A 24,835-nucleotide genomic window follows, 5' to 3' on the forward strand; every position below is an offset into this window, starting at 1 on the left:
CAAATGACCACACCTGACTATTTCACGACAACACCTGACCACAAATGACCACAAAAAAACACCTGACCGTGCTGCTGACGCTCCTCGCTTTCATACCGGCGCTGGCGCAGAAGCAAACGCCCAACATCGTCCTGATCCTGGCGGATGACATGGGCAAAGAATGCATTGGGACCTACGGAAGTACCTATCAGACCCCGAATATCGACCGGCTCGCCAAAGAGGGTTTGAAATTCAACTATGGCTTTTCGCAGCCGCTTTGTACGCCGTCGCGTGTGCAAATCATGACCGGGAAGTACAACTACAAGAATTACTCCGAGTTCGGCTTTCTGAACCAGGACCAGAAGACTTTCGCGCATCTGGCGAAGGAAGCCGGTTATACCACGGCCATTGCCGGCAAATGGCAGCTCGGCGCGAACCAGAAGTTGCCGAAACACTTTGGTTTTGACCAGTATTGTTTGTGGCAGCTCAGCAAGCCGCGCCGTGAGGGCGAGCGTTACGCCAAACCGCTCATCGACCGCGACGGGGAGCTATTGAAAACGGACGCCGACGATTACGGCCCGGATATTTTCACGGACTACATGCTCGACTTCATCGAAAAGAACAAGGACCGCAAGTTCCTGGCGTATTTCCCGATGGCGCTTGTGCACGATCCTTTTCTGCCTACTCCCGATAGTAAAAGCTGGAAACCGGACGTGGAAGGGCGTTTTAAAAAGGACACGGCCAATTTCAGGGATATGGTTTCTTATCTGGATAAAAATGTCGGGAAGATTGTGCAGAAACTGAAAGACCTCGGACTGTATGAGAATACCATCATCATTTTTACCGGCGATAACGGCACCGGCCGGCCTATCGTGACACAATTGAAAGACGGCAGTAGGCTGCAAGGCGGCAAAGGGCTGACGATCGATCGCGGCCATCACGTGCCGCTGATCGTCAATTGGGGGACCGGTCGCTACAAAACTCACGAAACGAATGATCTCGTCGATTTTACCGATATCCTTCCGACCATCGCACAGGCCGCAAATGTAAAAGTGCCTGCCGCCTGGAATACCGATGGTGTCAGCATTCTTCCGCAGATCAAAGGCGAAAAAGGTGTTCCGCGGAAGTGGATTTTCTCGCATTACCAGCCCATCCATTCGGAAGCGGCTAACAGGCAATCGGCCCGTTTTTTCAGGGACCGCCATTACAAGCTCTATTCCGACGGTCGTTTTTACGATTTGCAGAAGGATATTGAGGAGAAAAATCCGATTGCGTTGGGTAAGGCGGGAACGGAAGGAGAAAAAATCAGAAAGGTGTTTCAGGCTGAAATGGATAAGCTGCCGGCCTGGAAATTCGGCGATCCGGGCGTAGCGAAAGTGATATTACCCGGCCTGGAACCCGATCCGGCATTTGCAGACAAAGGGGAATAATATATTTATGACGATTAACATGATCGGGAATTTGAAAAGAATTATTTGGTTACTGGCCCTGGCGGTGTTACCAGGCCTGGACGCAATCGCCCAAAACGCGAAATACAACGTTCTCTTCATCGCCGTCGACGATATGAACGACTGGGTCGGGCCATTTGGCGGGTACCCGGGTATCAAAACGCCGAATATCGAAAGGCTGGCGAAGAAAGGCGTTGTTTTCAAGAGGGCCTATTGCTCCGCGCCCGCGTGTAACCCGTCGCGTGCGAGCCTGCTTACGGGTGTGAGGCCGTCGAGTTCGGGGGTGTACCATAACAACCAGCCCTGGCGACCGGTCTTGAAGGATGCCGTGACCATTCCGCAATACTTCACTGCCAACGGGTACGAAGTGAAGGGGGCCGGTAAGATTTTTCATAATGCGTTCAACGATGAGGCTTCGTGGCCTTCCTATTTTGATGTTCCCAAATCGCCCGGGCCGCCCAAGGCCCCGGTTAATGGCTTCGCGCATTTCGATTGGAGCCCTGTGAATGTGCAGGATGAGGATATGGGTGATTACAAGGTGGTGAATGAGGGCATCGGCTTCCTGAATGACCGGCATGACAAGCCGTTTTTCCTGGCCGTTGGTTTTACGCGGCCGCATTTGCCGTGGTATGTTCCGCAAAAGTATTTCGACCAATATCCATTGTCTTCCATTCGGTTACCGAAAACCATTGCCAACGATTTGCAGGATGTACCGGATGCCGGCGTGAAGATCGCCAAGCCGAAGGGTGATCACAAGTTTATCGTCGAGCATAAGCAATGGGAGAAGGCGGTACAGGGTTATCTGGCGAGCATTACGTTTGCCGACGGGCAGATTGGCCGCTTGCTGGATGCGTTGGAGAAAAGCGCATATGCCCAAAATACGGTCATTGTTTTCTTTGGTGACCACGGCTGGCACCTGGGCGAAAAGGAACATTGGCGGAAGTTTGCATTGTGGGAAGAGGCTTCGCGCGTGCCGTTCATTGTTTATGCGCCGGGTTTGTCGAAAGCTAATGGCATTTCGGAACGCACGGTGAACCTGATGGATATTTATCCGACGCTCACCGAGTTGTGTAAATTACCTGCTAAGAAAGGGGTGGAAGGCAACAGTATCGTGCCGCTGCTGAAAAATCCCGCGGCGGTATGGAACCACCCTTCCGTTACCACGCACGGATTGGGTAATCACGCGGTGCGGTCTGAAAAATACCGCTATATCCGTTACAACGACGGTTCGGAGGAACTTTACGATCATGATACCGACCCACAGGAATGGAAAAACCTGGCTGCTGATGCGAAATATGCGTCGGTGAAGGCAGCGTTGGCAAAGTCTTTGCCCAAAACCGATGCAAAGGATGCCCCGACCGTGAAAGAGGGCAAGGAATAATTCAAACCAAAATCTATGATGAGAAAATACGCATTGCTGGCGCTGGCGGCGCTTTCACTTGTTCCTTTTGCTGCGTCGGCAGCCGCGGATGGCGACGATAAGGCTAAACCGAAATACAACGTCCTGTTCATTGCCGTCGACGACCTGAATAATGACCTGGGCACGTACGGAAATACATTTGTGAAATCACCGAACATCGACCGCCTGGCGAAGCGGGGTGTTCGGTTCGATAAGGCTTATACGCAGTTCCCGCTTTGCAGTCCGAGCCGTTCGTCACTGCTCACCGGCCAGCGGCCGGACGTGACGAAGATCTATGAGTTGCAGACGCATTTTCGCAAAAACCTGCCGGATGTCGTTACGCTGCCGCAGCTTTTTAAGAACAATGACTATTATAGTGCTCGGGTTGGCAAAATATACCATTACGGCGTACCGGGCCAGATTGGTACCGACGGCCTGGACGACCCGGATTCGTGGCATTACCGCGTAAATCCCAAAGGGCGTGACAAAACCGAGGAGCCATTGATCAAAAACCTCACACCAGACCGCGGGCTGGGGAGCGCATTAGCGTGGCGCGCTACCGAGGGCACTGACGAGGAGCAGACCGACGGGATGATCGCCAGCGAGGCAATCAAGATCATGACTGAGAAAAAGAACGAGCCGTTTTTCCTTGCCGTGGGCTTTTTCAGGCCGCATACGCCTTATGTGGCACCTCAAAAGTACTTTGATATGTACCCGGTAGACCAGGTGCCGCTTCCCAAAGAGATCCCGAACGACCTCGACGACGTACCCGAAGCCGCATTATTTACCAAACCGCCGCACTGGGGCCTGGATGAGGCTAAGCGCCGGGAGGCATTACGGGCCTATTATGCTACGATCACATTCATGGACGCGCAGGTGGGCAAGCTGATCGACGCCGTCGACAAACTTAAATTGACCGATAAGACCATCATCGTGCTTTGGAGCGATCACGGTTACAACGTGGGTCAGCACGGGCAGTGGATGAAGCAGAGCCTTTTTGAAAACTCGGCACGCGTGCCGCTCATTATCTCGGTTCCGGGTGGTACCAAAGGGAAGGCATCCGGCCGCACCGTGGAGCTGGTCGACATTTATCCGACGCTGGCCGAGCTGTGCGGACTCGATCCGAAGCAGAATTTGCAGGGTAAAAGCCTGACGCCATTGCTGAAAAATCCGGCTGCTCCCTGGAACAAGCCGGCTTACACCCAGGTGCGGCGAGGTCAGATTTTCGGCCGCAGCGTACGCACAGAGCGGTTCCGTTACACCGAATGGGACGGCGGGAAAGCAGGGTCGGAATTATATGACCACCAGAAAGATCCGGGAGAATTTACAAATCTGGTGAAGGATAAGAATTTCGTGATTACGGTGAATGAACTGGCTGTTTTGCTGAAAAAAGGTTACCCGGAACGAGCGCAGGAAGCAGGAAGATGAGTTCAAAACATCAGTATGTGATCCGGTTGTCGGTCGTCGGCATTGTGCTGGCGGTGGCAACCGGTTTTGCGTGGAAAGCCAACAGGCCGCAGACGTCGCGCAAGCCTAATATCGTGATCGTGCTCGCCGATCAATGGAATGCGCAGTCGCTCGGGTATGCAGGTAATGTGGATGTGAAAACGCCAAATCTGGACAAGCTGGCGCAGCGGAGCGTGATTTTTACAACCGCCGTGTCGGTCATGCCGGTGTGCAGCCCGGCGCGGGCGAGCCTGCTCACGGGCCAGTACCCGCTCACGCACGGGGTTTTTTACAACGACCGTCCCCTGCGGAACGAGGCGCTCACATTGGCAGAAATTTACAAGGAGGCAGGTTATGCGACCGGGTACATTGGGAAATGGCACATCAACGGACAAGCCAACTATGAAAAGCAGTTCGCCGCCCGTAACCGCGCCGTTCCGCGCGACCGTCGTCAGGGGTTCGATTACTGGAAAGCCCGCGAAGTGACGCACGATTACAATAGCTCCTTCTATTTCGACGAAAATGATGTGCGCCACGAATGGCCGGGCTATGATGTATTTCCCCAGACCGACAGTGCGATCAGCTTCATTGACAAAAATAAGAACAACCCGTTCCTGCTGGTATTATCCTGGGGACCGCCGCACGATCCTTACCAGACCGCACCCGAGGCGTACCGTAAAATGTACGATCCCGCAAGGCTGAAACTCCGCCCGAACGTGCCCGATTCGCTGCAAGCCAAAGCCCGGAAGGACCTGGCTGGCTACTATGCCCATTGCACGGCACTGGATAAATCGGCAGGCGATCTTTTGAATGCATTGAAAAGAGCAGATATTGAAGAGAATACGATCCTGCTTTTTACTTCTGACCACGGTGATATGCTTTACTCGCAAGGCAAAGTCAGGAAGCAGAAACCCTGGGACGAATCGGTATTGGTGCCGTTGCTGGTGCATTATCCGGCGGGGTTAGGAGTTGCGAAGCGGGAGCTCGCATTGCCTTTTTCTAATGTTGATATATTGCCTACTTTGTTGGGAATCAGTAATATGAAAATTCCGGAAACCGTAGAGGGGAACAACTATGCCGCTATTCTGACTGGCAGGCAAAAACCGACAGGTAATGAAGCTGCGTTGATCCAGGTACCTGTGCCGTTCCATGAAAACAATTTCCTGAATGGCGGTAAGGAGTATCGGGGTATCCGCACGAAAAGATACACCTATGTAAGAGATTTGAAAGGTCCATGGCTTTTGTATGATAATGCAAAGGATCCTTTTCAACTGAAAAACCTCATCGGCTCACCGGCGTACGCTGATGTGCAGGCAAAACTTGAAAGAACACTTAGGGCGAAACTGGCTGATGCAAAGGATCAGTTCCTGACCGCCGACGAATATATGCGGCAATGGAATTACCGGTATGACGGCAAGGATAGTCTCCGCGCGAGTGGTTTGTAATATGCAAAAGACATTGATCATTATCATGCTGGCGCTGGTGTGTACCGGTGCCGCGCTCGCGCAGCAGGGAAGAAGACCGAATATCATCTTCCTCCTCACCGACGACCATCGCTGGGATGCGCTCGGCGCAATGGGTAACAGGATCATCCAAACCCCGCACCTTGATGCGCTGGCGAAACGGGGCATTCTGTTCCGGAATGCGCATGTCACCACGGCGATATGCATGGTGAGTCGGGCCAGCTTGCTGAGCGGGCAATATATGTCCAGACACGGGATCAATGATTTTGGTACTGATTTCAAACCGGAAGCCCTTGCTCAAACCTACCCCGCATTGCTGAAAAAGGCGGGGTACAAGATCGGATTCATAGGGAAATTCGGCATCGGGGTGAAGAATCAGCCCGACACGCTGTTTGACTACTGGGCAGCCAAAAAGGAAGGCCAGCCTCAATATGAGTTAGCCAATGAGAGCGGTCACACCATTCACCACACCGACAGCGTAGGAAAGGATATTGCGCAATTTCTCGGGCGTTTTGCAGGTAACGAGGCTCCTTTCTGCCTTTCCGTGAGCTTCAAAGCACCACACGAACTCGATGGTAATCCGCCCCAATACCCTGTTCAGGAGCGCTTTAAGCCTTTATACGAAAATGTGAAAATCCCGGATCCCCTCACTGCCGCGCCGCAATATTGGGATAGTCTTCCAGCGTTCTTCCGCACCGATCAGAACATTGGCCGTGACAGGTGGAAGCCGCTCCTTTCGACCCCGGAGCTTCGCCAGCAAACCACCCGCGACTATTACCGCCTCATTACCGGCGTCGACGAAGTGGTGGGTAATATGGTGGCGCAGCTTAAAAACCTGAAAATCGATCAGAATACGCTCATTATTTTTATGGGTGACAACGGTTTTTCACTCGGCGAGCATGGTTTGGAGGGGAAATGGTTTGGTTTTGAAGAATCCATCCGCGTTCCGCTGATTATTTCCGGCGGAGCACTGCCCAAGAGTCTCCAGGGCAAGTCATCATCCCAGCTCGCATTGAATATCGACATTGCGCCTACCATTCTTTCTTTCGCGGGAATACTTGTGCCATCTGCAGTCCAGGGTTACGATCTTCTCGCAGTCGAGCAAAAGAAGCGAGCTGCCCGCAAGGACTTCTTCTATGAACACACCTATCTGGGAAGCCCGCGTTTGCCAAAAGTGGAGGGCGTTGTGAGCGGTGATTGGAAATATATGCTTTACACCGAGCACGGGTATGAGGAGCTCTATGATACTGTTAAAGATCCGCACGAGACGGTGAACCTGGCGAAGCGTTCTTCGGAAAAACCCACGCTGGAAAAGCTACGGAAGCGGTATAAAGAGTTGAAGAAGGAGGTGAAATGACAAAGGGAAAAGTTACCTCGGTACTCGGACGAGGGTGAAAAACGTCAAAAAACGCCTCGTTTGGAGGGCATTTAATCGACTGGATATAATAGGGGCAATTTTCGTTGAATGCCGGCGTAACCTTCGTATGGGTAATCTGCAAAGTCGTTGTATTTATGGTCATCGAGGTCTTCTTTATTATTAAATACTCTGACCCGGTTAATCATCCTTCGTTGTTCTGGTGTTACACGTTGCCACAGTAATTTTAGGATGATCTCCATACTTTCATACTCATGTACTTCCGAGAGTGATGGCGCACTGACGCCGAGCACGTAGCTGTCTTTTACCATTCCGTGAAAGGCGGGTGCCAGGCCGATTGCATCTATGATCAGACCATCTTTTTTTGCTTCCCGAAACACTTTTTGCAGTGTTTCTACCAATGCTGTTGCAACCATTGCATGACAATTTTTAGAGAAATAACAAATATTTCGGCTTTTGTAGCCGAACAGCCTGCTTCATATCTGCGTTGTTCCGACCATATCGCTATCCGGGTCCAGCTTACCTGAAAGACATAGTCATCTATACAGGCGTTTTCCAAATCGTTCGTCAGGCCAGATAGAATTAAAAGGTCGAGGAGGTCATGAATCATAAATGACTTGGCAATATGCCGCGGCACCACCTCTTTTTCAAATATTTCGATGTTCAGTCTTTTGCAAACCACGGCTTTGAGGGCTAATTCAATCGCATACCCACCGATGTAATACGCCGCGCCAGCATGACCGTTTGCAATGAGGCATTCCGCGTCGCGCAGCCGTTCGAGCGCTAGTGATTTCAATGTTGCAGCATTTGCCAAGGTTTGATTGATTTTAGTTTGCAGATGAATGATTTTGGCAAACTAACCCCTGTTACGGTTCGAAAGTCAATCAGATGTGCAAAGTCACTTGATGGGTGTGCAACCGGCTGTATTGAGGAACCTGGGTTAACTTTTCAACACATTCATAAGCCGGAAGTTCAGATAGAGCTTTTCCTTTCCCACCGTCACGCTTTGAAGGAAATTGTTCTCTTCAAGGGTTTTCAGATAGTTGCCAACCGTTTTGATATTTCCCAGTCCGGCGTGTTCCAATGAACTTCTTTTAGTGTAAGGCAGCTTGAAAATGACTTCCAGCAGATCTTTGGAATAAATTTTCGGAAGCGTCCTTTGGATTTCTTCGCCCATTTCTTTCATCAAAGCTGCAATACGCTCGATCCGGATTTGGCTCTCACGCGAAGTAACTTCGATCATATCCAACATGTACAGGATCCAGTTTTCCCATTTGCCTTGTTCTGTCACATGGCGAAGATTGAGGTAGTATGCATTCTTGTTTTTCAGAATATAGCTACTCAGATAGAGCGCGGGTAAATCGAGCAGGCCGCATTGTTTCAGATAAAGAAGCAGTATAATCCGTCCTGTACGGCCGTTACCATCAAAAAACGGGTGAATGGCTTCGAACTGATAGTGTATCAGTGCAAGTTTGATCAGCGGATCCAGATCGTCGTCGATATTGATAAAGTTTTCAAGTGCAGCCAGCTTTTTCCGGATAATTTCTTCGCTGTCAGGCGGCGTGTAAATAACTTGTCCTGTCGCCGGGTTTTTTAGTTGAGTCCCCGGAATGTTTCTGATGCCTGATTGATTTTCCTTAATGATCTGCATGATCGCGATAAAAAGGTTGGTCGTCAGGACTGGCTTTTTCCTTATTTCCTCTAACCCATACCATAATGCATCTTTATAGTGGATTACTTCCTTCGTGGGAGCGTCATCGATATTCTTTTCGACAATGGATGCCTGAAAAAGAGCATCCTGCGTAGTGATGATATTCTCAATGGCGGAACTGGCCTGCGCTTCCTGTAAGTTGATCGTGTCGATAAACAGCAGCGGATTAGGGAGATTCGTAATGGCACCTTTTAGTTCCGAGAGTGCCCTACTGGCCGAAATCACCTTTTTGAGAACGGTTATATTTTCTATTTTGCCCTTTGGAGGCAAATCAGGTAGATTATTATAAGGTATTAACGGGCTGTATTTCATAAAAAGAACGACGGTGAAAATTACCTGCGTTTTTAGAACGAGGGTAAAAATATCAAAAAAACGCCCTCGTTCAAATTTCGATGGTAAAAAACGCCCTCGTTTTTTTGCATTCTTAAAATCTTTTATCAATCTTTGTCTATCGAATTTATAGATTTATTAAGAACGAAGGGAGAGGTTAGGCTCTGTGATCTTCTGGCAACCTGTGACACGTCAAGGTGCCCCAACCTAATTCTATTGATAAATCTGAAAATCCAACCACAGTAATAAACTGGTACCGTGCAGTAAATCAGGCTGGTTAGGCCTTGAAAAACCTGTGCCTTGCCGCTAACAAACTTTGATCAACGACAAACCAGAAACACATGGAAATTTATCTGGATAATGCGGCTACTACCGCGCTGGACCCTGAAGTGATTGAGGCAATCCTGCCGTTTTTGACCAACCATTATGCGAATCCCTCGTCGGCGCACGGCGCGGGCAGAAGGGTAAAAGAGGCCGTTGATCGGGCACGGCGTACGGTAGCGCATTTACTGGGCGCTGCGCCGGAGGAGATATACTTTACGGCCGGGGCGACGGAGGGAATCAACCTTGCATTGTCGGGGGCAATTCAGGCCTATGACCTTAGCCACGTTATTACCAGCCGCATTGAGCATAAGGCGGTGTTGCAGACATTGAAGCGCCACGAGAAAGAGGGAGACATTGAAACAAGCTTCGTGAAGCTCGACGAACGCGGTAATGTAGATCTCTACCACCTCGAAAACCTACTGCGGGCGAACCCGCGCACACTCATCGCGCTCATGCATGGGAACAATGAGATCGGGAATCTGACCGACATCCACGCGATCGGCGTGTTGGCACGGCGGTACAATGCGGTGTTTTTTACTGATACGACCCAAACGATGGGTAAGGCACATTTCGATTTGCAAGAGGCCGATATCGATTTCCTTGTGGGCTCGGCACACAAGTTTCACGGTCCGAAGGGAGCGGGTTTTGTTTACATTAATCAAAAGCACCACCTGAAACCGCTGATTTACGGCGGAGGGCAGGAGCGTGGTCAGCGCGGCGGGACGGAGAATGTCGTGGGCATCGTGGGGCTGGCGAAAGCGCTGGATGTAGCTTACCGCAACCTGGAAGCCAGCCGGAGCAAGGTTTCCAAGCTGAAACAATACCTGATATCGAAGCTGGCAATCAGCGGGATCGAGGGAATTTGTTATAACGGCGAGAGCAAATCGACGGAAAATAGCGTCGCCAATGTGCTGAGCGTTTCGTTTCCCTGTTTAAGCACGGGGAGCCTGGTGGCCAAGCTCGACCAGGTCGGCATTCAGGTTTCGGGCGGTAGCGCGTGCCAGGGTGGTGGCGCGTCGCATGTGATACAGGCGCTGGCGTGCGAGGCCGACAAGGAGAATGTAAGGTTCTCGTTCAGCAAGTTCAACACATTCGAAGAGCTGGATCTCGTAGTGGACGCCATTACGCGGATCTACGAATCCGACCCAGTGGTTTCGACACAAGCGGGTTGGAAAAAGATCGCCAGCTGGGCGTAGTAGCTAATTTAACCGAAAAATAGTAGCCTGAGTATTGGAAATAATGCCGCTGTATTATATTTGTATATTTAATCTATAAAATAAGTAGAATATAAACTGAGTCCCAAACATTTAAGCTGTCCCTAACTTCCAATCCACATCATGAGAAGAAATTTAGTACTGATTTTCCTCCTGTTCAGTGTCGCCTGGCTGCAACCGGCAAAGGCGCAAACGATCCCGGTGACCGGTAAGGTCACTTCCACCAGCGGCGAAACGCTGCCCGGCGTAACCGTTCTTATCAAAGGTACTTCCAAAGGCACCTCCACCAACGGCGACGGCAGCTACGCCATCGAGGCCGACGCCGGTTCGATATTGAAATTTTCGTTTATCGGTTTAAAATCCATTGAATTACCCGTTCCGCGGGACGGAAAGCTCGACGTTCGGCTCGAAAGCGACGAAACGATCTTGCAGGAAGTGGTGGTAACGGCGCTCGGCATTGCGAAAGAGAAGAAGTCGCTCGGATATGCGGTGCAGGAGTTGCAAACGAAGGACGTTGCAGAGGCGCGCGAAGGCAACCTGGTGAATGCATTATCGGGTAAAGTTGCTGGTGTGAACATTACCAACAGCCAGGGCGGGATGGGCTCATCGCGGATCGTGATACGGGGCGAAACGTCGATCGCGGGCAATAACCAGCCGCTTTTCGTGGTGGATGGTATCCCTGTCGACAACTCGCAGCTAGGTGCCGGCGCCAATGGTTCGCGCGATTTTGCGAATGCGATTGCGGACATTAACCCGAACGACATCGAGTCGATCAGCGTGCTGAAAGGGCCGAATGCGGCTGCATTGTACGGCTCCCGCGCTTCCAACGGGGTGATTTTAATTAAAACCAAAAGCGGCAAAGGCACGCAGCGCGGCCTGGGCGTGAATGTGAATTTTGGCTATTCTTCGGAGAAGCTATTGGTGCTGCCTGAATATCAGAATGTTTTCGGTCAGGGAACGGGTGGCGCATTCTCTTATGTGAATGGTAAGGGTGGCGGTGTCAATGACGCTACCGACGAAAGCTGGGGCCCAAGAATGGACGGACGGCTGATACCCCAGTTCTTTTCGAATGGAGAGGCAGTACCGTTTGTGGCGCACCCGGATAACGTAAAGAACTTCTTCGTAACGGGGCATACGCGAACCACGGGCGTGTCGGTGGCAGGCTCGAACGACAAGGTGGATTACCGCTTCTCCTTCAACAACAGCAAGCAAACCGGTGTGATCCCGAATACGGATATTTCCAAAAATTCATTCGGGGTAAATACGACTTACCGTTTGAACGACAAGCTGACTTTGTCGACGAGCGCGAATTTTGCCAGAAACAGCTCCGATAACCTGCCCGGTACGTCTGGGCGCGGCAGCAGCGTAATGCTTCAATTCCTGTGGTTTGGGCGTCAGGTGGATACCGAGTTGCTGAAAGACTACAATAAAGGCGGTTTCGATTACAACTGGAACCACAGCTATTACAGCAATCCTTACCTGCTGCAATACGAAAATACCGCCCAGCAACGCCGCGACCGCTTTTTCGGTAATGTGAATTTGAACTATAAAATTACCGACTGGCTCACAGCCAATGTGCGCACGGGTAACGACTACTATAACGACAAGCGCAAGTTCAAAGTCGCTTACGGCACCAATGGTACGCCTTATGGCTCTTATACCGAGGACAGTTATGTCGTGAATGAGAACAATACAGACTTCAATTTCAATTTTCACAAGAATGTAAGTGCTGATTTTGAACTTGACTGGCTGGTGGGTGGAAACATTCGAAGCAATTTCAACGAGCAGAACTACCAGCAGGCACCCCGCCTGGCCGTAGCTGACCTGTACACGCTGAATAACTCGCGCGACCCGCTGGTATCCTATAATGTGTTGCGCAAACAGAAGGTTTACAGCGCATTCAGCTCCGCGCAGGTGGGCTTCCGCAACTACGCGTTTTTGAACCTCACGGCGCGTAACGACTGGTCGTCGACCTTGCCTGCCGGTAACAATTCGTACTTTTACCCTTCGGTGAATGCGAGTCTGGTACTGACCGACGCATTCGATATCAAATCCAATGTACTTACCTATGCCAAACTCCGCGGCGGCTGGGCCGAAGTCGGTAAAGACACCGATCCATATCAATTGGTAAATACCTATCCATTCAATCAGCCATTCGGCGCAGCCCCTTTGCTGACGGTTTCGGATGTGTTTTTGAGCAAGGACTTGAAGCCGGAAATCACACAGTCGACGGAAATCGGTGCCGATATCGCATTGTTCCGCAACCGTGTGCGATTGGATGTGAGTTATTATAATACCGATAGTTATAACCAGATTTTACGTGCGGACGTGAGCCCTTCGACAGGCTACAAACAGAAACTCCTGAATGCAGGGCGTATTAATAACCGTGGTATTGAGGCGATGCTGAATGTGAAGCCGATCGAAACCGAATCGGGTTTTAAATGGGACATCGGCATCAACTTTTCAAGAAACCGCAGCAAGGTAGTGGAACTCGACGACGAGGGTTTTCTGAACGATTATAAACTGGGTACCAATGGAGTAACGGTTTATGCCAGCAAAGGACTGGGCTACGGCGCGATATTCGGCTCGGCATTTGCACGGGATGGAAACGGCGAGCAGATCATCGGTGCCAACGGCTTGCCTACCAAGAATCCGAGCCTGCAAGTGTTGGGGCATTACACCCCGAAATGGATGGGCGGGATGAACAATTCGTTCTCTTTCAAAGGTTTTAACCTGAGCGTGCTCATTGATACCAAACAAGGCGGCTCCATTTACTCGGCTACGAATGCGACCGGCCGCTATACCGGCGTGCTGAAATCGACTTTGCCCGGCCGCGACGCGGAACATGGCGGGCTGACCTACTATTATCCTGGCAACAACAAAGCCGGTGTGGCTGTGCAAGTGGCTAATGCGGCAGCGGCACCTTCGGGCGCGATCGTGTACGACGATGGTATCATTGCGAAAGGCGTAACCACCGATGGCAAGCCGAATACCGTGATCGTTCCGGCGGAGCGCTATTACAAAGGTGTTTACAGCAACAGCGCGGGTATCAACGAGGCGAGCGTGTTCGATGCGTCGTTCATCAAGCTGCGTGAGGTAAAACTCGGCTACACCGTTCCGCAGGCATTTATTTCCAAATTCAAACTGCAAAGCCTGATCCTCTCTCTGTATGGACGCAACCTGGCATTTCTGCAAAAGAAAGCGGACAACATCGATCCTGAAACGGCTTTCAACACCGGCAATACCGGCCAGGGGCTCGAATCGTTGCAGCTGCCGACGACAGCTTCTTACGGTTTTAACATTTCATTAGGCTTTTAAATTGACCCATATTCATGCGTACCAATAACATTACCAAAGGATTTGTGATCGCTGCCGCCGGCCTGCTCTTGACGGCTTGCCAGGATCAGCTCGAAGAAACGAATATCAACCCGAACGAGGCGATCAAAGCCCAGCCGGAATATTTGCTGGCCAATGCCATCAAGTCGAATGCAGACCTGACGCTAGGCTCGGATGCTTCGATGGAAACGACCACATTGTTCATTCAGCATTGGGCTAAAATTCAATATACAGACCCGGACAAGTATACAGTAAGCATTGCCAACGTGCAGAACGTCTGGACGAACCTTTACTCGCAGGGACTCACCGATTTTGCTACCATTATCAAACTCGGGGAGGAGAGTGGCAATACCAATTACCAGGCGGTAGGGCTGATCCTGAAATCGTGGTCTTTTCAGCTGTTGACCGATTTGTACGGTAACATTCCGTACAGCCAGGCGCTGCAATTGAACGAGACGCTCACGCCGAAATATGACGCGCAAAAGGACGTTTACATTGGTCTTTTGAATGACCTCAAAAAAGCGGCCGAACTGATCAATACCAGCGGTTCACCGATCAGCGGGGACCTTGTTTACAATGGTAACCTCACCAAATGGAAGAAGTTCGCGAACTCCCTGCGCCTCCGCATTGCATTGCGCATTGCCGACAAGGAACCTGAGGCCGCCAAAGCTGTGGTGACGGAGCTTGCCAGGGACAAAAGTGCTCTCATTGCTTCCAACGACGAAATTGCCCAGCTCATTTACCTCGCATCGCCCAACCAGAACCCCGTTTCGCGCGACCGCGAAACGCGTGACGACTACCGCGTCAGCAAATCGATCATCGATAAGTTGCAGGAGCTGAAAGATCCGCGCCTGGCCGTTTTCGCCAATAAAACCGTCGACGCGACGCCTACCGGCTACATCGGCGTAACCAATGGCCTTCCTGCGGATTCAGCGGCGAAGTTGGGTTTTACTAAAACTTCCAAACTGGGCGATTACTTCACCGCACCGGCTTCACCGGCGGTTTTTGTGAGCTATGCCGAAGTTTTGTTCAACCTTGCGGAAGCGGCGCAACGCGGATTTATTACTGAAAGCGCAGCCGATCTTTACAAGCAGGCAGTGACGGCTTCGTTGCAGCAATTCAAGGTGGGTAATGCGGATATTGCCGCCTACCTGGCCCAACCTTCGGTTGCATACGATGCCGCGAACTATAAAAAGTCGATCGGAGAACAGAAATGGCTGGCCTTGTTCAGCCAGGGACTGGAAGCATTCGCAGAATGGCGCCGGCTGGATTACCCGCAGTTAAAACCGGCCTATGCCGGCGTTTTGAATGGAAAATTACCGCTTCGCCTCACATACCCGACCGGTGAACAGGCACTCAACGCGTCCAACTACAAAGCAGCCGTGGCAGCCCAGGGGGAAGACCGTCTGACGACCAGGCTTTGGTTCGATGCATTCTAATTTTAACAAAATTTAATGTGCCCTTTTGGCACCAAATGGAGGCCGGAGGCGTAAAGGTAATAGGGACGGTCGATTGCGGCCGTCCCGATATTCTCAACAAACCACATAAACATCAAGACCAATGAGCAAAACCTTTTTTCTCCGGATCATTTACCGGAATGCCGGGAATCTGCACAAAATCACTTCCAGTGTGGAATCTGTAAACGGGGCGAAGATCAAGCATTTGAATTTTATCAGCAGGGGCAAGAATTTCGTGGGCGTGATCGCTTTCGAAGCTTCCCAACTGATCGACTTCGAAAAAATCATGACGCTGATCCGCCGTAACCGCGACATTTCAGAAGTTGAACGGATTATGGACAGCTCACTTTGTTGTTGATTGTGATCAGAATGTGATCCCGAACTGAAATCCTATCGTGACCGATGCCGGGTGCCCGTTCCCGAAGCGGAATGGCACCGGTACCGCCACAAAATAGCCGCTGTTCTTGTTTTTCTTCACGATCTTATTCAAAACCGGCGTAAAGCCGTACCTTCCGGCCGTTTCAAAAGCGGCGCGGCCGGCGAAGGTAAGCCCGGGTGCTAATGTCACGAGGATGCCTGGGTGGAATAGAAAATTGGCCATCTTGCTTGTACCTTTCTCAGCCCTTACCAGCGGTACAAACTCCGCAGAGAAGCCGATTTTTGGGCTCTTCCAGATATTAATGCCGGTAGGTAATCCAACTACATAATAACTATCGAAATTGGTGGTAGTTCCCTCGTCGCTGAATGTCACGATGGGGTGCAGAATGCCTACATAACCGGCTACGCGCAGGTATGTGGGGGATAGGGGCGCAACTGTGCTTGCGGATGCCGACGCGGGCTGTGTCTGCTGCTGCGCGCGCGAGACGTTGGCAAGCGTAATGAGGATACAAAACGTAATAAGGAGTTTTCCGGTAAAACGACGGAGCATAATATGAGATTTTAGATGAAAGCGGGTAAACCGCCATGCAATTCTAAAAACCAATGCGCCGGCAGGATAGAACGGTTTTAACGTTTTGTATTTCCTTTACTTTTTCGGACAAATTTTCTGTATCCCGAAGGCGTTTGCCCGGTGTGCGCCTTGAAAACGCGGTTGAAATGGCTCTGGTCGGAGAAACCGGTGAGGTAGGCGATCTCGGCAAGCGTGTCGTCCGTAGCTTCAAGCAATTGGATCGCCTTTTCGATCCGCTGTTTGCGGATGTACTCGCCGAAGGAAAGGTTATCGAAGTACCGTGAAAACTCCCGCGAAAGGTACGCGGGGTTGACGTCCAGCTCTTCCGAAGCAATTTTAAGATTCAGGTTGAGGTTGGTATCGATATGGTCCTGGATCATATTTTTCAGATCCTTGGTCCAGGCGGGCACCTTTTGTTTCTTCTCGCTCTTTCGGTCAAGATAGGTTTTATAAATCTGCAAAAGCAAATGCTCCGTAGGGCTTTGTGTGTGTTTTTCGTTCTGTAAATGACAGGCCCAACTGTACAATGCATCGTAAATGACCATGCCTTTTTCGAGCAGCGCCTGGTCGTCCTTTGTATTGTAAGCCAATCCGGCCGAAATCGCCCAGAGACCGGACGACTGCAATGCCAGCGTATGATCATCGGTGTCGGCCCCGCGCACGATGGGTGCCATGACGCTCAGCGCAGGGTCTTTCAATTCGTATTTTTTGATGAAATAGTCGAATGTGCACTGGTCATCGTAATGCGTAAACTCCACGCCGGGAATATCGAAAGGTGTTGCGCCCAGCGCTTTTGCCTGGCCCAACACCTCAGTTTCGGGTACATATATAATTTCCGCTTGCGGATCGATGAAGCGTCGTATGAGCCACGGACAGGCCAGTCGGTCAATTTTCGGGCGCTCACGGGTGATCCATTTCATATTAGTAAGTTGCGACTACCTGTTTAGGTTTTCTGTATTTGTGCAAATTAATTAAAAGAACACTTCCCAAAATCACGATCAAACCGGAAATCTGCAAGGGCGTGATGGATTCGTGGGCGAAGAGAACACCTAGCAGTACTGCTACGACGGGATTAACATATGCATAAGTACTTACCTTGGTGGCGGGCTGCACCTTCAAAAGCCATACATAAGCACTGAAAGCCGCAATCGAGCCGAATATGATCAGGTAACCGGTAGCAAGCCAGGCATTGACGGGGATCGTTGACAGTCCAACGGATGCGAATTCACCGGAAAAGAATGCGCCGGGAATGAATGCGATGCCGGCGGCGAGCATTTGCCAGGTGGAATTGACTGTTGCCGAGTTCGATACCGAGTTGTATTTGGAATATAAAGAACCACCCGCCCAGGCCATGGAGCCTAGGACGACGAGCACCATCGCAAAAAGGTCACGGCCGCTGTTCAGTGAAGACATAGTTGCCATGATTTTTTCATAAAACAGCAATATCACACCAGCGAAACCTACCACGAGGCCCAGAATAGTTGACTTGTTGCTCAAATTCTCCGACCATTTTGGTTTATCGAGCAACACAAACCACAGCGGCGACGATGATACCATAATAGCCACCATTGCGCTGGGCAGGAATTGTTCCACCCAAATCACTACCCCATTGCCCACAAACAGCAACAATAAACCCGTCACAATGGCGGGTTTCATTACTTTCCAGGAAAAAACCTTTTCTCCTTGCATCAGGCTCCAGCCGAGCATCAGCAAGCCGGCGATAAGGAAACGAAATGATCCAAGGAAAAACGGTGGAAAACCTTCCAGCGCCCGCTGGATAAAAAAATAGGTAGATCCCCAAACGATGTAAACGGTGGCGAATGCCAGTACCACCATTAATGTTGACGGAGTTTTTGTTGATGTTTGCATGGCGATTTCATTTTTCTGGTATAACTAATTGTTGCTCTTCCTTGACCGTTTCGAGGACGATCGTAGTGCGTGTGGATGTGATACTCTGTATTTTGCTGAATTTGTTGCGCATCAGGTCCATGAGCGATGCCGAATCGGCTGTGCGGACTTTCACCATGTAACAATCCTCGCCTGCAATGTGGTGAACTTCCTGTACTTCCGGTATTTTGGCGAGCTCCCTGGCGGTATGGTTGCTGCCCATACCTTCCGACGATTTCATGGTGATGAATGCGAGCAGCGTCTGCCCCAACGCCACCGGACTGATCCGTGTCGTGTATTTGACGATCACCTGCTTCTGTTCCAGCTTCTTAACCCTTTCGAGCACCGCCGACGGCGCCATTTCCAGCTCGCGCGCCAGGTCGGCATTGGTCATGCGCGCATTCTCCTGCATAAGACGCAGAATGCTGAGGTCGGTTTTATCGAGAACAATGTCAGTTCCGTTCATGAGTCTGTCGAGTGGAATACGAATAGAATAATATTCAAAAAAATGCGTTGTATCTTGAATATAGTTCACCTATTACAAAGAGTGGATTGTAAAAGTTCGTCAGAGTTGATGAATTTTCGAATTTTATTCGAAATAATCGTAAAATAAATGACGATCATGTGGAAAGCGATTATTCGCCATCTTTACACGATCTCAAATCCTGAACCATACACGCATGAAAAGACTTGTAATGAGCCTGTTAAGTGCATTGCTCTATACCGCAGCCGCAAATGCACAAATCGATACCCAAGCGACGCCGGAGACTGCCGCGCTTTACCGAAACCTCAAAAAACTTTCTGAACAGTACATTCTTTTCGGGCACCAGCACGCGACGGAGTATGGCCACGGGTGGTCGGGTGACGAGGAGCGCTCAGACGTGAAATCGGTGACGGGCTCGCACCCGGCGGTCATCGGCGTGGATTTCATGGGACTTTCGGGTCGGCCTGCTGAGGAGATCGCCAAAACGGCCGAGGCATTGCGGAAGAATGTGGTAGCAACTTATAATCGCGGCGGCATTACCACCGTGGCCTGGCATTTCTCCAATCCGGCTTCGGAGGGCGGTTTTTACTGGAAAGATGGCGTTTCCAAACCGGCCATGGCGCTCATCAAGCCGGGCGGCTCGCATCATGAGCAATACAAATTGATCCTCAAAACAATCGCCGACTTCGCACACTCCGTCAAAGGTAAAGACGGTACACTGGCGCCGATGATTTTCAGGCCATTCCACGAGTTCGACGGCGACTGGTTCTGGTGGGGTAAGGGGCATACCTCGAAGGAAGATTTTATCGCCGTCTGGCGGTTTACCGTTTCTTATCTGCGCGATCAGCTCGGCGTACACAACTTTCTTTACGCATTCTCCCCGGACAATAAATTCAGCTCCGAATATGAATTCCTCGAACGCTACCCCGGTAACGAATGGGTGGATATGGTAGGAATGGACAACTACGGCGATTTCGGCCGCGACGGAAAATACAACCTCGAAGCCGGTTTAAAGAAGCTTGAAATCGTGTCCGACTACGCACAGAAAGCCGGTAAGCTAGCGGCGTTCACGGAAACGGGCCTGGAAAGCATTCCAAACCCGACCTGGTGGACCGAAACGCTACTCAAAACCTTGAAAGCGGAGCGGTTGCAGCTCGCGTACGTGCTCGTTTGGCGGAACGACACCAAAAGCCCTACTCATTTTTACGCACCCTTTCACGGTCAAGTCAGCGAGGCTGATTTTGTGAAGTTTTACCATGATCCTTACACATTGTTTGAAAAGGATTTGAAGGAAGTGTATAAATAAAAGTGTCTTAGGAATGAGAATTTGTATAAAATTGCTGAAAAAAAGATGATGACCTTCATTCACAAACTTACCGACCGTAAAAACCTTTTTTTCCTGACTGGCTTGCTTACGATATTCGTTGCGGCCTGTGCTCCGAAGTACAGCCCTCCTCCCATGCCGGACAGGTTACTCCCGGAAATACAGACTGGTACGGCCACTTTTAATGCCTCGCGCGGGGTGGTAGAAAATTTTTACCTCAATTTTGTTAGCCTTGGCAATGTACCGATCGAGGAATACGGCGTTGTATACACATTTTTGCCCGATACTACTGCTGTGAACCTTGTCATCGGCGGAGCCTATCCCACGGCAAAGTTCAAAAACGCCCCGCGAATAGGTGCCAATACAGAAACTTTCAACATCGCCCTTCCTTCCGGCATGCACGCATTATCCTACCGCGCTTACGCAAAAGTGGTCGGCGGCGAAGTGCGCTATGCGACCAATCGGATGAATACGACTTACTGAATTTATCAATAAGCCGTTTGCTAATCGAACGGTTGCCGCTTGGTGGATGAGCTAGGAAAACGGTGGCCGGGGACGCTATAATTGTGAAAAAAGACACAGTTATGGTTATCACTCGAAAACACATCAGTGCTACAAGACCACTTTCATGGCTGACTGCTATGCTAGTTGCGATCGTCATGCTCGCGTGCACGAATCACACGCATAAAAATGATCCCAAACCTCAGGAGCAGACTTACCCGGAAATACATACCGGCCCGGCTACCTTCCATGTGCTGGGCGGCGTGATCGAGACTTTCACCGTGAATTTTGAAAAGTTCGGGAATATTCCCGTGGAGGAGTATGGGGTCGTGTACGCGTTTTTGCCCGAAATAACGTCGGTAGAGCTCGTAGTGGATGGTCCGTATCCCGTTGCAAAGTTCAAAGGAACAGCGAAATTAGGACTCAATACGGAGACTTTTAAAATCGGTTTCCCTACCAATATGCATGCGTTGTCGTATCGCGCCTATGTAAAAGTGAAAGGCGGCGAAGTACGGTATGCCGACAATGACTTTACTAAAACCTACTAATCATGCATCGCCCGCTCCTGAAATTTCCGGTTGACCAAATGGTAATTGAACAGCTCCACCAAATCGATCAGCACGGTGTTTGGATCGTTGGCGTTTAGATACGTCCGCACTTTCCGGACGAAGTCGTAAAGTGGTTCGTAGTATTTATGACCGGTTTCTTCCTGGAAATCCTGGATCGTAAAGGTGTTGCCTTTTTTCAGGATCATATACACTGCAATAAAAAAGTAGGAGATCGGCAGCTTGCTGCCTTCGAGCACGGTGCCGCTCTGTAACGTCGTACGGAACCGGCATTGCTTGCATTGAAACTGCTGCTTCGGCGCGAGCCAGTAATGATGGGTGCCGCCACATTTCTTGCACACGATGCCACGCCGCAACCTGAAATCCTTAAATGCCTCGGTCGCGACGGTTTCGTTCTTATAAATATCGATCAGATTACCCGCTTGCATAATAAAATGATAGAATGAGAAGTCCAAAGCTACAAAAAAGTAAATATAATATATAGTCTATGGAATTAATATAGAATATTTTTAGTGGTAAGCTTTCGAATCGATCAATCCATGAATTCTATAAAAACGATAGGAGGATGAGCCAAATTTTAGTCGGTAGTCAGCTGGTTTTTGAGCATATTATTTCTAGTGTTTGATCAATGAAAACAGTATCTTGGTATAATCTATGGAAGCTGGCCGATTTGAGAAATGAGGTGGCAAACGGCTGGTGGCAGGTTATGGGGTTCATTAAAAGCCTGATTTATAGTTCACGTATGTTTGTGATCGTTAATCCGGCCGCGCTCTGGCGATATCTGGTGGCGCAATGCAGTTCGTTTCTCATTAATAATCAAATACAGAATGGCCAAGTTAAACCCAAATCAAACCGCGCTAGGTGACGTGGCAGCACGGCAGTTGGCGATCGCAACCCGTACGGTGCCTCAATTCGAGGCGATCACGCCGCGTTGGCTGACGCATTTGCTAAACTGGATCCCCGTAGAGTCCGGCGTATACCGCCTGAACAAGGTAAAAGAAGGCAGCACCGCGGAAGTGGATTGTTCCCGCCGCGACGAGCGCGAGTTGCCGCATACTTTTATCGATTACGTTGAGAATCCGCGCGAGTATAACCTCACAGCCGTGAACACGGTGCTCGACGTGCATACCCGCGTGTCGGATTTGTACAGCAAACCTTACAATCAGATCAGCGAGCAGCTGCGCCTGACCATCGAGAGCATTAAGGAACGCCAGGAAAGCGAGCTGATCAATAATGGCGAGTACGGGCTGCTTTCGAGCATTGCCGATAAACAGAAGATTTCTACGCGCCTCGGCCCGCCAACGCCGGATGATCTGGACGAGTTGCTGACCAAAGTATGGAAAGAGCCCGGCTTTTTCCTACTGCACCCTAAAGCCATCGCTGCATTTGGGCGCGAGTGTACACGTAAGGGCGTTCCGCCTCCGACGATCTCGCTTTTTGGCTCCCAATTCATTACCTGGCGGGGTATTCCACTGATTCCGTCCGATAAAGTGCCCATCGAAAACGGCAAAACTAAGATCCTTTTGCTCCGCACCGGAGAAAGCCGCCAGGGAGTAGTAGGGCTGTATCAACCGGGGTTGCCGGGTGAGCAGTCGCCGGGGCTTTCTGTCCGCTTTATGGGCATCAATGATAAGGCCATTGCCTCGTACCTGGTGTCGCTTTACTGCTCGCTGGCCGTGCTGGTCGACGACGCGATTGCGGTTTTGGAGGATGTAGAAATCGGAAACTACCATGAATACAAATATTGACGGCCTGCCTGATGGCATTCCAACGGGGTTTCCGGGCGGTTCTTCGGGCAACTTGCCCGACGCCGGAGTACTGGAACGGCTCGCTAATGAGCTTTTCAAGGCATTGCCGGGCGAAATGCCGTCCCCTGTATTCTCGCCGCATCTCGAAGACCATCCCAAAGCGCAAAAGATGCTGGGGATCATTCAGCAGGAATTTGGAGGAGCACAATCGCCCTCGAACTCATATTCGCAATCGCATCAGGATTTTGATCTGAGCGAGCCGCAAACGAGCCTGCCCGATCCCCATTTTACCGACGGCCATGTTCCGCCGTCGGCCGCCGGAGTAGGCATTTCACCGGCCGGCCAGACGCCCGTCGGCCAGACGCCTGTCGGCAAGACGAATCCTGCATTACCGCATCAGTTCGATACGCAACATGACCTGACGGACGTTTTTAGCCGCATTCCGAATTTCGGCAGTTCGGCTCATTTGCCCTATTCCGGTACATCGCCGTCGCTGCCGTCCTATTATTTTTTGAACGAGAATTTTACCGAAAAGGCGCATATCCCGGGCGCCGCCAACTTTTTACCGCATAGTTTTTCGCCTTTTTCGTTCGGCAATATCCATGTAGGTAATGACCGCGATCAACTGGGGCGTGCCGTGCAGAGTCCGATTGGCAAGATCCCTTTCGATGTAAACCGCATTCGTAATGATTTCCCGGTTTTTAAGGAGCGCGTAAATGGCAAGCCGCTCATTTGGTTCGACAATGCGGCAACTACCCAGAAGCCGAAACAGGTGATCGACCGGATCAGTTATTTTTATGAACATGAAAATTCCAATATTCACCGCGCTGCGCACGAGCTCGCCGCCCGTGCGACGGACGCTTACGAATCCGCGCGCGAGAAGGTAAGGGCGTTTGTGAATGCGAGGTCGGTGAATGAGATCGTGTTTGTGCGTGGTACCACGGAGGCGATTAACCTCGTAGCCAAAACCTGGGGCGATCAGAACCTGAATGCAGGCGACGAAATCATCGTAAGCCATCTCGAACACCATGCGAACATTGTTCCCTGGAAGCAGTTGGCTGATAAGAAGGGATTGGTACTGCGCGTAATCCCGGTCGACGACGACGGACAGATTTTATTGGATGCCTATGCCGGACTATTGAATCCGAAAACGAAACTCGTGTCCTTTACTCAGGTTTCAAATGCGTTGGGGACTGTAACACCCGCCAAACAGATTATCGAGATGGCGCATTCGGTCGGAGCAAAAGTGCTGCTCGACGGCGCACAATCCGTTTCGCACCTGCGTACGGATGTCACCGCGCTCAACTGCGACTGGTTTGTATTCTCCGGGCACAAGGTTTTCGGTCCGACAGGCATTGGTGCTCTGTACGGAAAAGAGGAAATCCTGAATGCGACGCAGCCCTGGCAGGGTGGAGGCAATATGATTGTGGACGTGACATTCGAGCATATTCGATACCATAGTGCGCCCTCGCGTTTCGAAGCGGGCACCGGTAACATCGCCGATGCGGTGGGCCTCGGTGCGGCATTGGATTATGTGAATCAGCTCGGCATCGAAAATATTCATCAATACGAACATTTTCTGCTCGAATATGCGATAGGTTTTATGAAAAATGTGCCGGGTCTGCGCCTGATCGGAACGGCGAAAGAAAAAGCATCGGTGCTATCGTTTGTTCTGGACGGTTATAAAACCGAGGAAGTAGGCGCGGCGCTCAATAAAGAAGGCATTGCCGTGCGCTCGGGCCACCACTGCGCGCAACCCATTCTGAGAAGATTCGGTCTCGAAACCACCGTGCGCCCTTCTTTGGCATTTTATAATACCTGTGAGGAGATAGACGTGCTCGTGGCAACACTGCACCGGCTCGCAGCAAGCGGCAGAGGGCGCAGAGCATAGATT

The 24,835-nt window shown here is 50.7% G+C and carries 22 protein-coding genes and 1 riboswitch; of the genes, 14 read left to right on the plus strand and 8 right to left on the minus strand.

Annotated elements, in window-relative coordinates:
• Positions 1-44: 44 nt before the first annotated feature.
• From AC2YIT_RS23575 to AC2YIT_RS23595, 5 genes are read left to right on the plus strand one after another with little or no spacing between them, the layout of a single operon-like run.
• Entirely contained in the window at positions 45-1,409 is a 1,365-nt protein-coding gene (locus AC2YIT_RS23575) for a sulfatase family protein (RefSeq protein WP_487280793.1), read from the plus strand.
• A 31-nt stretch (positions 1,410-1,440) separates the two neighbouring features.
• Positions 1,441-2,808: a sulfatase gene (locus AC2YIT_RS23580; RefSeq protein WP_487280794.1), complete on the plus strand. Its 1,368-nt coding sequence runs from the start codon at positions 1,441-1,443 to the stop codon at positions 2,806-2,808.
• 15 nt (positions 2,809-2,823) lie between these two features.
• Positions 2,824-4,254, plus strand: coding sequence for a sulfatase (locus AC2YIT_RS23585; RefSeq protein WP_487280795.1), 1,431 nt, complete (start codon positions 2,824-2,826; stop codon positions 4,252-4,254).
• Positions 4,251-5,717: a sulfatase family protein gene (locus AC2YIT_RS23590; RefSeq protein WP_487280796.1), complete on the plus strand. Its 1,467-nt coding sequence runs from the start codon at positions 4,251-4,253 to the stop codon at positions 5,715-5,717. Before AC2YIT_RS23585 ends, AC2YIT_RS23590 begins: the two co-directional genes overlap by 4 nt.
• 1 nt (position 5,718) lies before the next feature.
• A complete protein-coding gene (locus tag AC2YIT_RS23595; protein WP_487280797.1) occupies positions 5,719-7,092 on the plus strand; it encodes a sulfatase family protein in 1,374 nt (457 codons plus the stop codon).
• A 71-nt stretch (positions 7,093-7,163) separates the two neighbouring features.
• On the opposite strand, the gene AC2YIT_RS23600 is transcribed toward AC2YIT_RS23595, so the two are convergent.
• The 3 genes from AC2YIT_RS23600 to AC2YIT_RS23610 form a co-directional block, all read right to left on the minus strand.
• On the minus strand, positions 7,164-7,526 hold the full coding sequence (locus AC2YIT_RS23600; RefSeq protein ID WP_430843644.1) for a hypothetical protein: 363 nt from the start codon (positions 7,524-7,526) through the stop codon (positions 7,164-7,166).
• Positions 7,505-7,924 (minus strand): hypothetical protein, encoded by a 420-nt coding sequence (locus AC2YIT_RS23605; RefSeq protein ID WP_430843645.1) that lies wholly within the window; start codon positions 7,922-7,924, stop codon positions 7,505-7,507. The genes AC2YIT_RS23600 and AC2YIT_RS23605 overlap by 22 nt, the downstream gene beginning before the upstream one ends.
• A gap of 126 nt (positions 7,925-8,050) precedes the next feature.
• Positions 8,051-9,133: a Fic family protein gene (locus tag AC2YIT_RS23610; RefSeq protein WP_430843646.1), complete on the minus strand. Its 1,083-nt coding sequence runs from the start codon at positions 9,131-9,133 to the stop codon at positions 8,051-8,053.
• 150 nt (positions 9,134-9,283) lie between these two features.
• Positions 9,284-9,377: riboswitch (SAM riboswitch) on the plus strand.
• 115 nt (positions 9,378-9,492) lie between these two features.
• Between AC2YIT_RS23610 and AC2YIT_RS23615 the strand changes: the two genes are divergently transcribed.
• From AC2YIT_RS23615 to AC2YIT_RS23630, 4 genes are all read left to right on the plus strand, one after another.
• Positions 9,493-10,671 (plus strand): cysteine desulfurase family protein, encoded by a 1,179-nt coding sequence (locus AC2YIT_RS23615; RefSeq protein ID WP_487280798.1) that lies wholly within the window; start codon positions 9,493-9,495, stop codon positions 10,669-10,671.
• 141 nt (positions 10,672-10,812) lie between these two features.
• On the plus strand, positions 10,813-14,007 hold the full coding sequence (locus AC2YIT_RS23620; RefSeq protein WP_487280799.1) for a SusC/RagA family TonB-linked outer membrane protein: 3,195 nt from the start codon (positions 10,813-10,815) through the stop codon (positions 14,005-14,007).
• A gap of 14 nt (positions 14,008-14,021) precedes the next feature.
• A complete protein-coding gene (locus AC2YIT_RS23625; protein WP_487280800.1) occupies positions 14,022-15,464 on the plus strand; it encodes a SusD/RagB family nutrient-binding outer membrane lipoprotein in 1,443 nt (480 codons plus the stop codon).
• A 121-nt stretch (positions 15,465-15,585) separates the two neighbouring features.
• Positions 15,586-15,840: a hypothetical protein gene (locus tag AC2YIT_RS23630; RefSeq protein ID WP_430843650.1), complete on the plus strand. Its 255-nt coding sequence runs from the start codon at positions 15,586-15,588 to the stop codon at positions 15,838-15,840.
• Positions 15,841-15,846: 6 nt separating this feature from the next.
• On the opposite strand, the gene AC2YIT_RS23635 is transcribed toward AC2YIT_RS23630, so the two are convergent.
• The 4 genes from AC2YIT_RS23635 to AC2YIT_RS23650 form a co-directional block, all read right to left on the minus strand.
• Complete coding sequence (locus AC2YIT_RS23635) at positions 15,847-16,410, minus strand: hypothetical protein (protein ID WP_487280801.1); 564 nt, start codon at positions 16,408-16,410, stop codon at positions 15,847-15,849.
• A gap of 77 nt (positions 16,411-16,487) precedes the next feature.
• On the minus strand, positions 16,488-17,351 hold the full coding sequence (locus tag AC2YIT_RS23640) for a chromate resistance protein ChrB domain-containing protein (RefSeq protein WP_487280802.1): 864 nt from the start codon (positions 17,349-17,351) through the stop codon (positions 16,488-16,490).
• A 1-nt stretch (position 17,352) separates the two neighbouring features.
• Positions 17,353-18,300, minus strand: coding sequence for an EamA family transporter (locus AC2YIT_RS23645; protein ID WP_487280803.1), 948 nt, complete (start codon positions 18,298-18,300; stop codon positions 17,353-17,355).
• A gap of 7 nt (positions 18,301-18,307) precedes the next feature.
• Positions 18,308-18,784: an Lrp/AsnC family transcriptional regulator gene (locus AC2YIT_RS23650; protein ID WP_430843654.1), complete on the minus strand. Its 477-nt coding sequence runs from the start codon at positions 18,782-18,784 to the stop codon at positions 18,308-18,310.
• A 214-nt stretch (positions 18,785-18,998) separates the two neighbouring features.
• Here AC2YIT_RS23650 and AC2YIT_RS23655 point away from each other — a divergent pair, with 214 nt between their 5' ends.
• The 3 genes from AC2YIT_RS23655 (at position 18,999) to AC2YIT_RS23665 (ending at position 21,175) form a co-directional block, all read left to right on the plus strand.
• Positions 18,999-20,108 carry a glycoside hydrolase family 26 protein gene (locus AC2YIT_RS23655; protein ID WP_487280804.1) on the plus strand — a complete coding sequence of 370 codons (1,110 nt, stop codon included), beginning with the start codon at positions 18,999-19,001 and terminating at the stop codon, positions 20,106-20,108.
• Positions 20,109-20,153: 45 nt separating this feature from the next.
• A complete protein-coding gene (locus AC2YIT_RS23660) occupies positions 20,154-20,609 on the plus strand; it encodes a hypothetical protein (protein WP_430843656.1) in 456 nt (151 codons plus the stop codon).
• 101 nt (positions 20,610-20,710) lie between these two features.
• Entirely contained in the window at positions 20,711-21,175 is a 465-nt protein-coding gene (locus AC2YIT_RS23665) for a hypothetical protein (protein ID WP_487280805.1), read from the plus strand.
• Here AC2YIT_RS23665 and AC2YIT_RS23670 read toward each other — a convergent pair.
• Positions 21,172-21,621: a transposase gene (locus tag AC2YIT_RS23670; RefSeq protein WP_430843658.1), complete on the minus strand. Its 450-nt coding sequence runs from the start codon at positions 21,619-21,621 to the stop codon at positions 21,172-21,174. The two genes, AC2YIT_RS23665 and AC2YIT_RS23670, sit on opposite strands and share 4 nt — an antisense overlap.
• Positions 21,622-22,020: 399 nt before the next feature.
• Between AC2YIT_RS23670 and AC2YIT_RS23675 the strand changes: the two genes are divergently transcribed.
• Positions 22,021-22,941 carry a family 2A encapsulin nanocompartment shell protein gene (locus AC2YIT_RS23675; RefSeq protein ID WP_430843659.1) on the plus strand — a complete coding sequence of 307 codons (921 nt, stop codon included), beginning with the start codon at positions 22,021-22,023 and terminating at the stop codon, positions 22,939-22,941.
• Positions 22,925-24,832, plus strand: coding sequence for a family 2A encapsulin nanocompartment cargo protein cysteine desulfurase (locus AC2YIT_RS23680; protein ID WP_487280806.1), 1,908 nt, complete (start codon positions 22,925-22,927; stop codon positions 24,830-24,832). Before AC2YIT_RS23675 ends, AC2YIT_RS23680 begins: the two co-directional genes overlap by 17 nt.
• Positions 24,833-24,835 lie beyond the last annotated feature (3 nt).

Source organism: Dyadobacter sp. SRI_021, from assembly GCF_057586235.1.

Bases quoted from the DNA above. Each gene is read 5' to 3' on its own strand.
- AC2YIT_RS23675 (WP_430843659.1), top strand. From the start codon at position 22,021: ATGGCCAAGTTAAACCCAAATCAAACCGCGCTAGGTGACGTGGCAGCA.
- AC2YIT_RS23625 (WP_487280800.1), top strand. From the start codon at position 14,022: ATGCGTACCAATAACATTACCAAAGGATTTGTGATCGCTGCCGCCGGC.
- AC2YIT_RS23630 (WP_430843650.1), top strand. From the start codon at position 15,586: ATGAGCAAAACCTTTTTTCTCCGGATCATTTACCGGAATGCCGGGAAT.
- AC2YIT_RS23590 (WP_487280796.1), top strand. From the start codon at position 4,251: ATGAGTTCAAAACATCAGTATGTGATCCGGTTGTCGGTCGTCGGCATT.
- AC2YIT_RS23645 (WP_487280803.1), bottom strand. From the start codon at position 18,300: ATGCAAACATCAACAAAAACTCCGTCAACATTAATGGTGGTACTGGCA.
- AC2YIT_RS23595 (WP_487280797.1), top strand. From the start codon at position 5,719: ATGCAAAAGACATTGATCATTATCATGCTGGCGCTGGTGTGTACCGGT.
- AC2YIT_RS23640 (WP_487280802.1), bottom strand. From the start codon at position 17,351: ATGAAATGGATCACCCGTGAGCGCCCGAAAATTGACCGACTGGCCTGT.
- AC2YIT_RS23615 (WP_487280798.1), top strand. From the start codon at position 9,493: ATGGAAATTTATCTGGATAATGCGGCTACTACCGCGCTGGACCCTGAA.
- AC2YIT_RS23610 (WP_430843646.1), bottom strand. From the start codon at position 9,133: ATGAAATACAGCCCGTTAATACCTTATAATAATCTACCTGATTTGCCT.
- AC2YIT_RS23655 (WP_487280804.1), top strand. From the start codon at position 18,999: ATGAAAAGACTTGTAATGAGCCTGTTAAGTGCATTGCTCTATACCGCA.
- AC2YIT_RS23635 (WP_487280801.1), bottom strand. From the start codon at position 16,410: ATGCTCCGTCGTTTTACCGGAAAACTCCTTATTACGTTTTGTATCCTC.
- AC2YIT_RS23585 (WP_487280795.1), top strand. From the start codon at position 2,824: ATGATGAGAAAATACGCATTGCTGGCGCTGGCGGCGCTTTCACTTGTT.
- AC2YIT_RS23650 (WP_430843654.1), bottom strand. From the start codon at position 18,784: ATGAACGGAACTGACATTGTTCTCGATAAAACCGACCTCAGCATTCTG.
- AC2YIT_RS23670 (WP_430843658.1), bottom strand. From the start codon at position 21,621: ATGCAAGCGGGTAATCTGATCGATATTTATAAGAACGAAACCGTCGCG.
- AC2YIT_RS23680 (WP_487280806.1), top strand. From the start codon at position 22,925: ATGAATACAAATATTGACGGCCTGCCTGATGGCATTCCAACGGGGTTT.
- AC2YIT_RS23600 (WP_430843644.1), bottom strand. From the start codon at position 7,526: ATGGTTGCAACAGCATTGGTAGAAACACTGCAAAAAGTGTTTCGGGAA.
- AC2YIT_RS23620 (WP_487280799.1), top strand. From the start codon at position 10,813: ATGAGAAGAAATTTAGTACTGATTTTCCTCCTGTTCAGTGTCGCCTGG.
- AC2YIT_RS23665 (WP_487280805.1), top strand. From the start codon at position 20,711: ATGGTTATCACTCGAAAACACATCAGTGCTACAAGACCACTTTCATGG.
- AC2YIT_RS23575 (WP_487280793.1), top strand. From the start codon at position 45: ATGACCACAAAAAAACACCTGACCGTGCTGCTGACGCTCCTCGCTTTC.
- AC2YIT_RS23660 (WP_430843656.1), top strand. From the start codon at position 20,154: ATGATGACCTTCATTCACAAACTTACCGACCGTAAAAACCTTTTTTTC.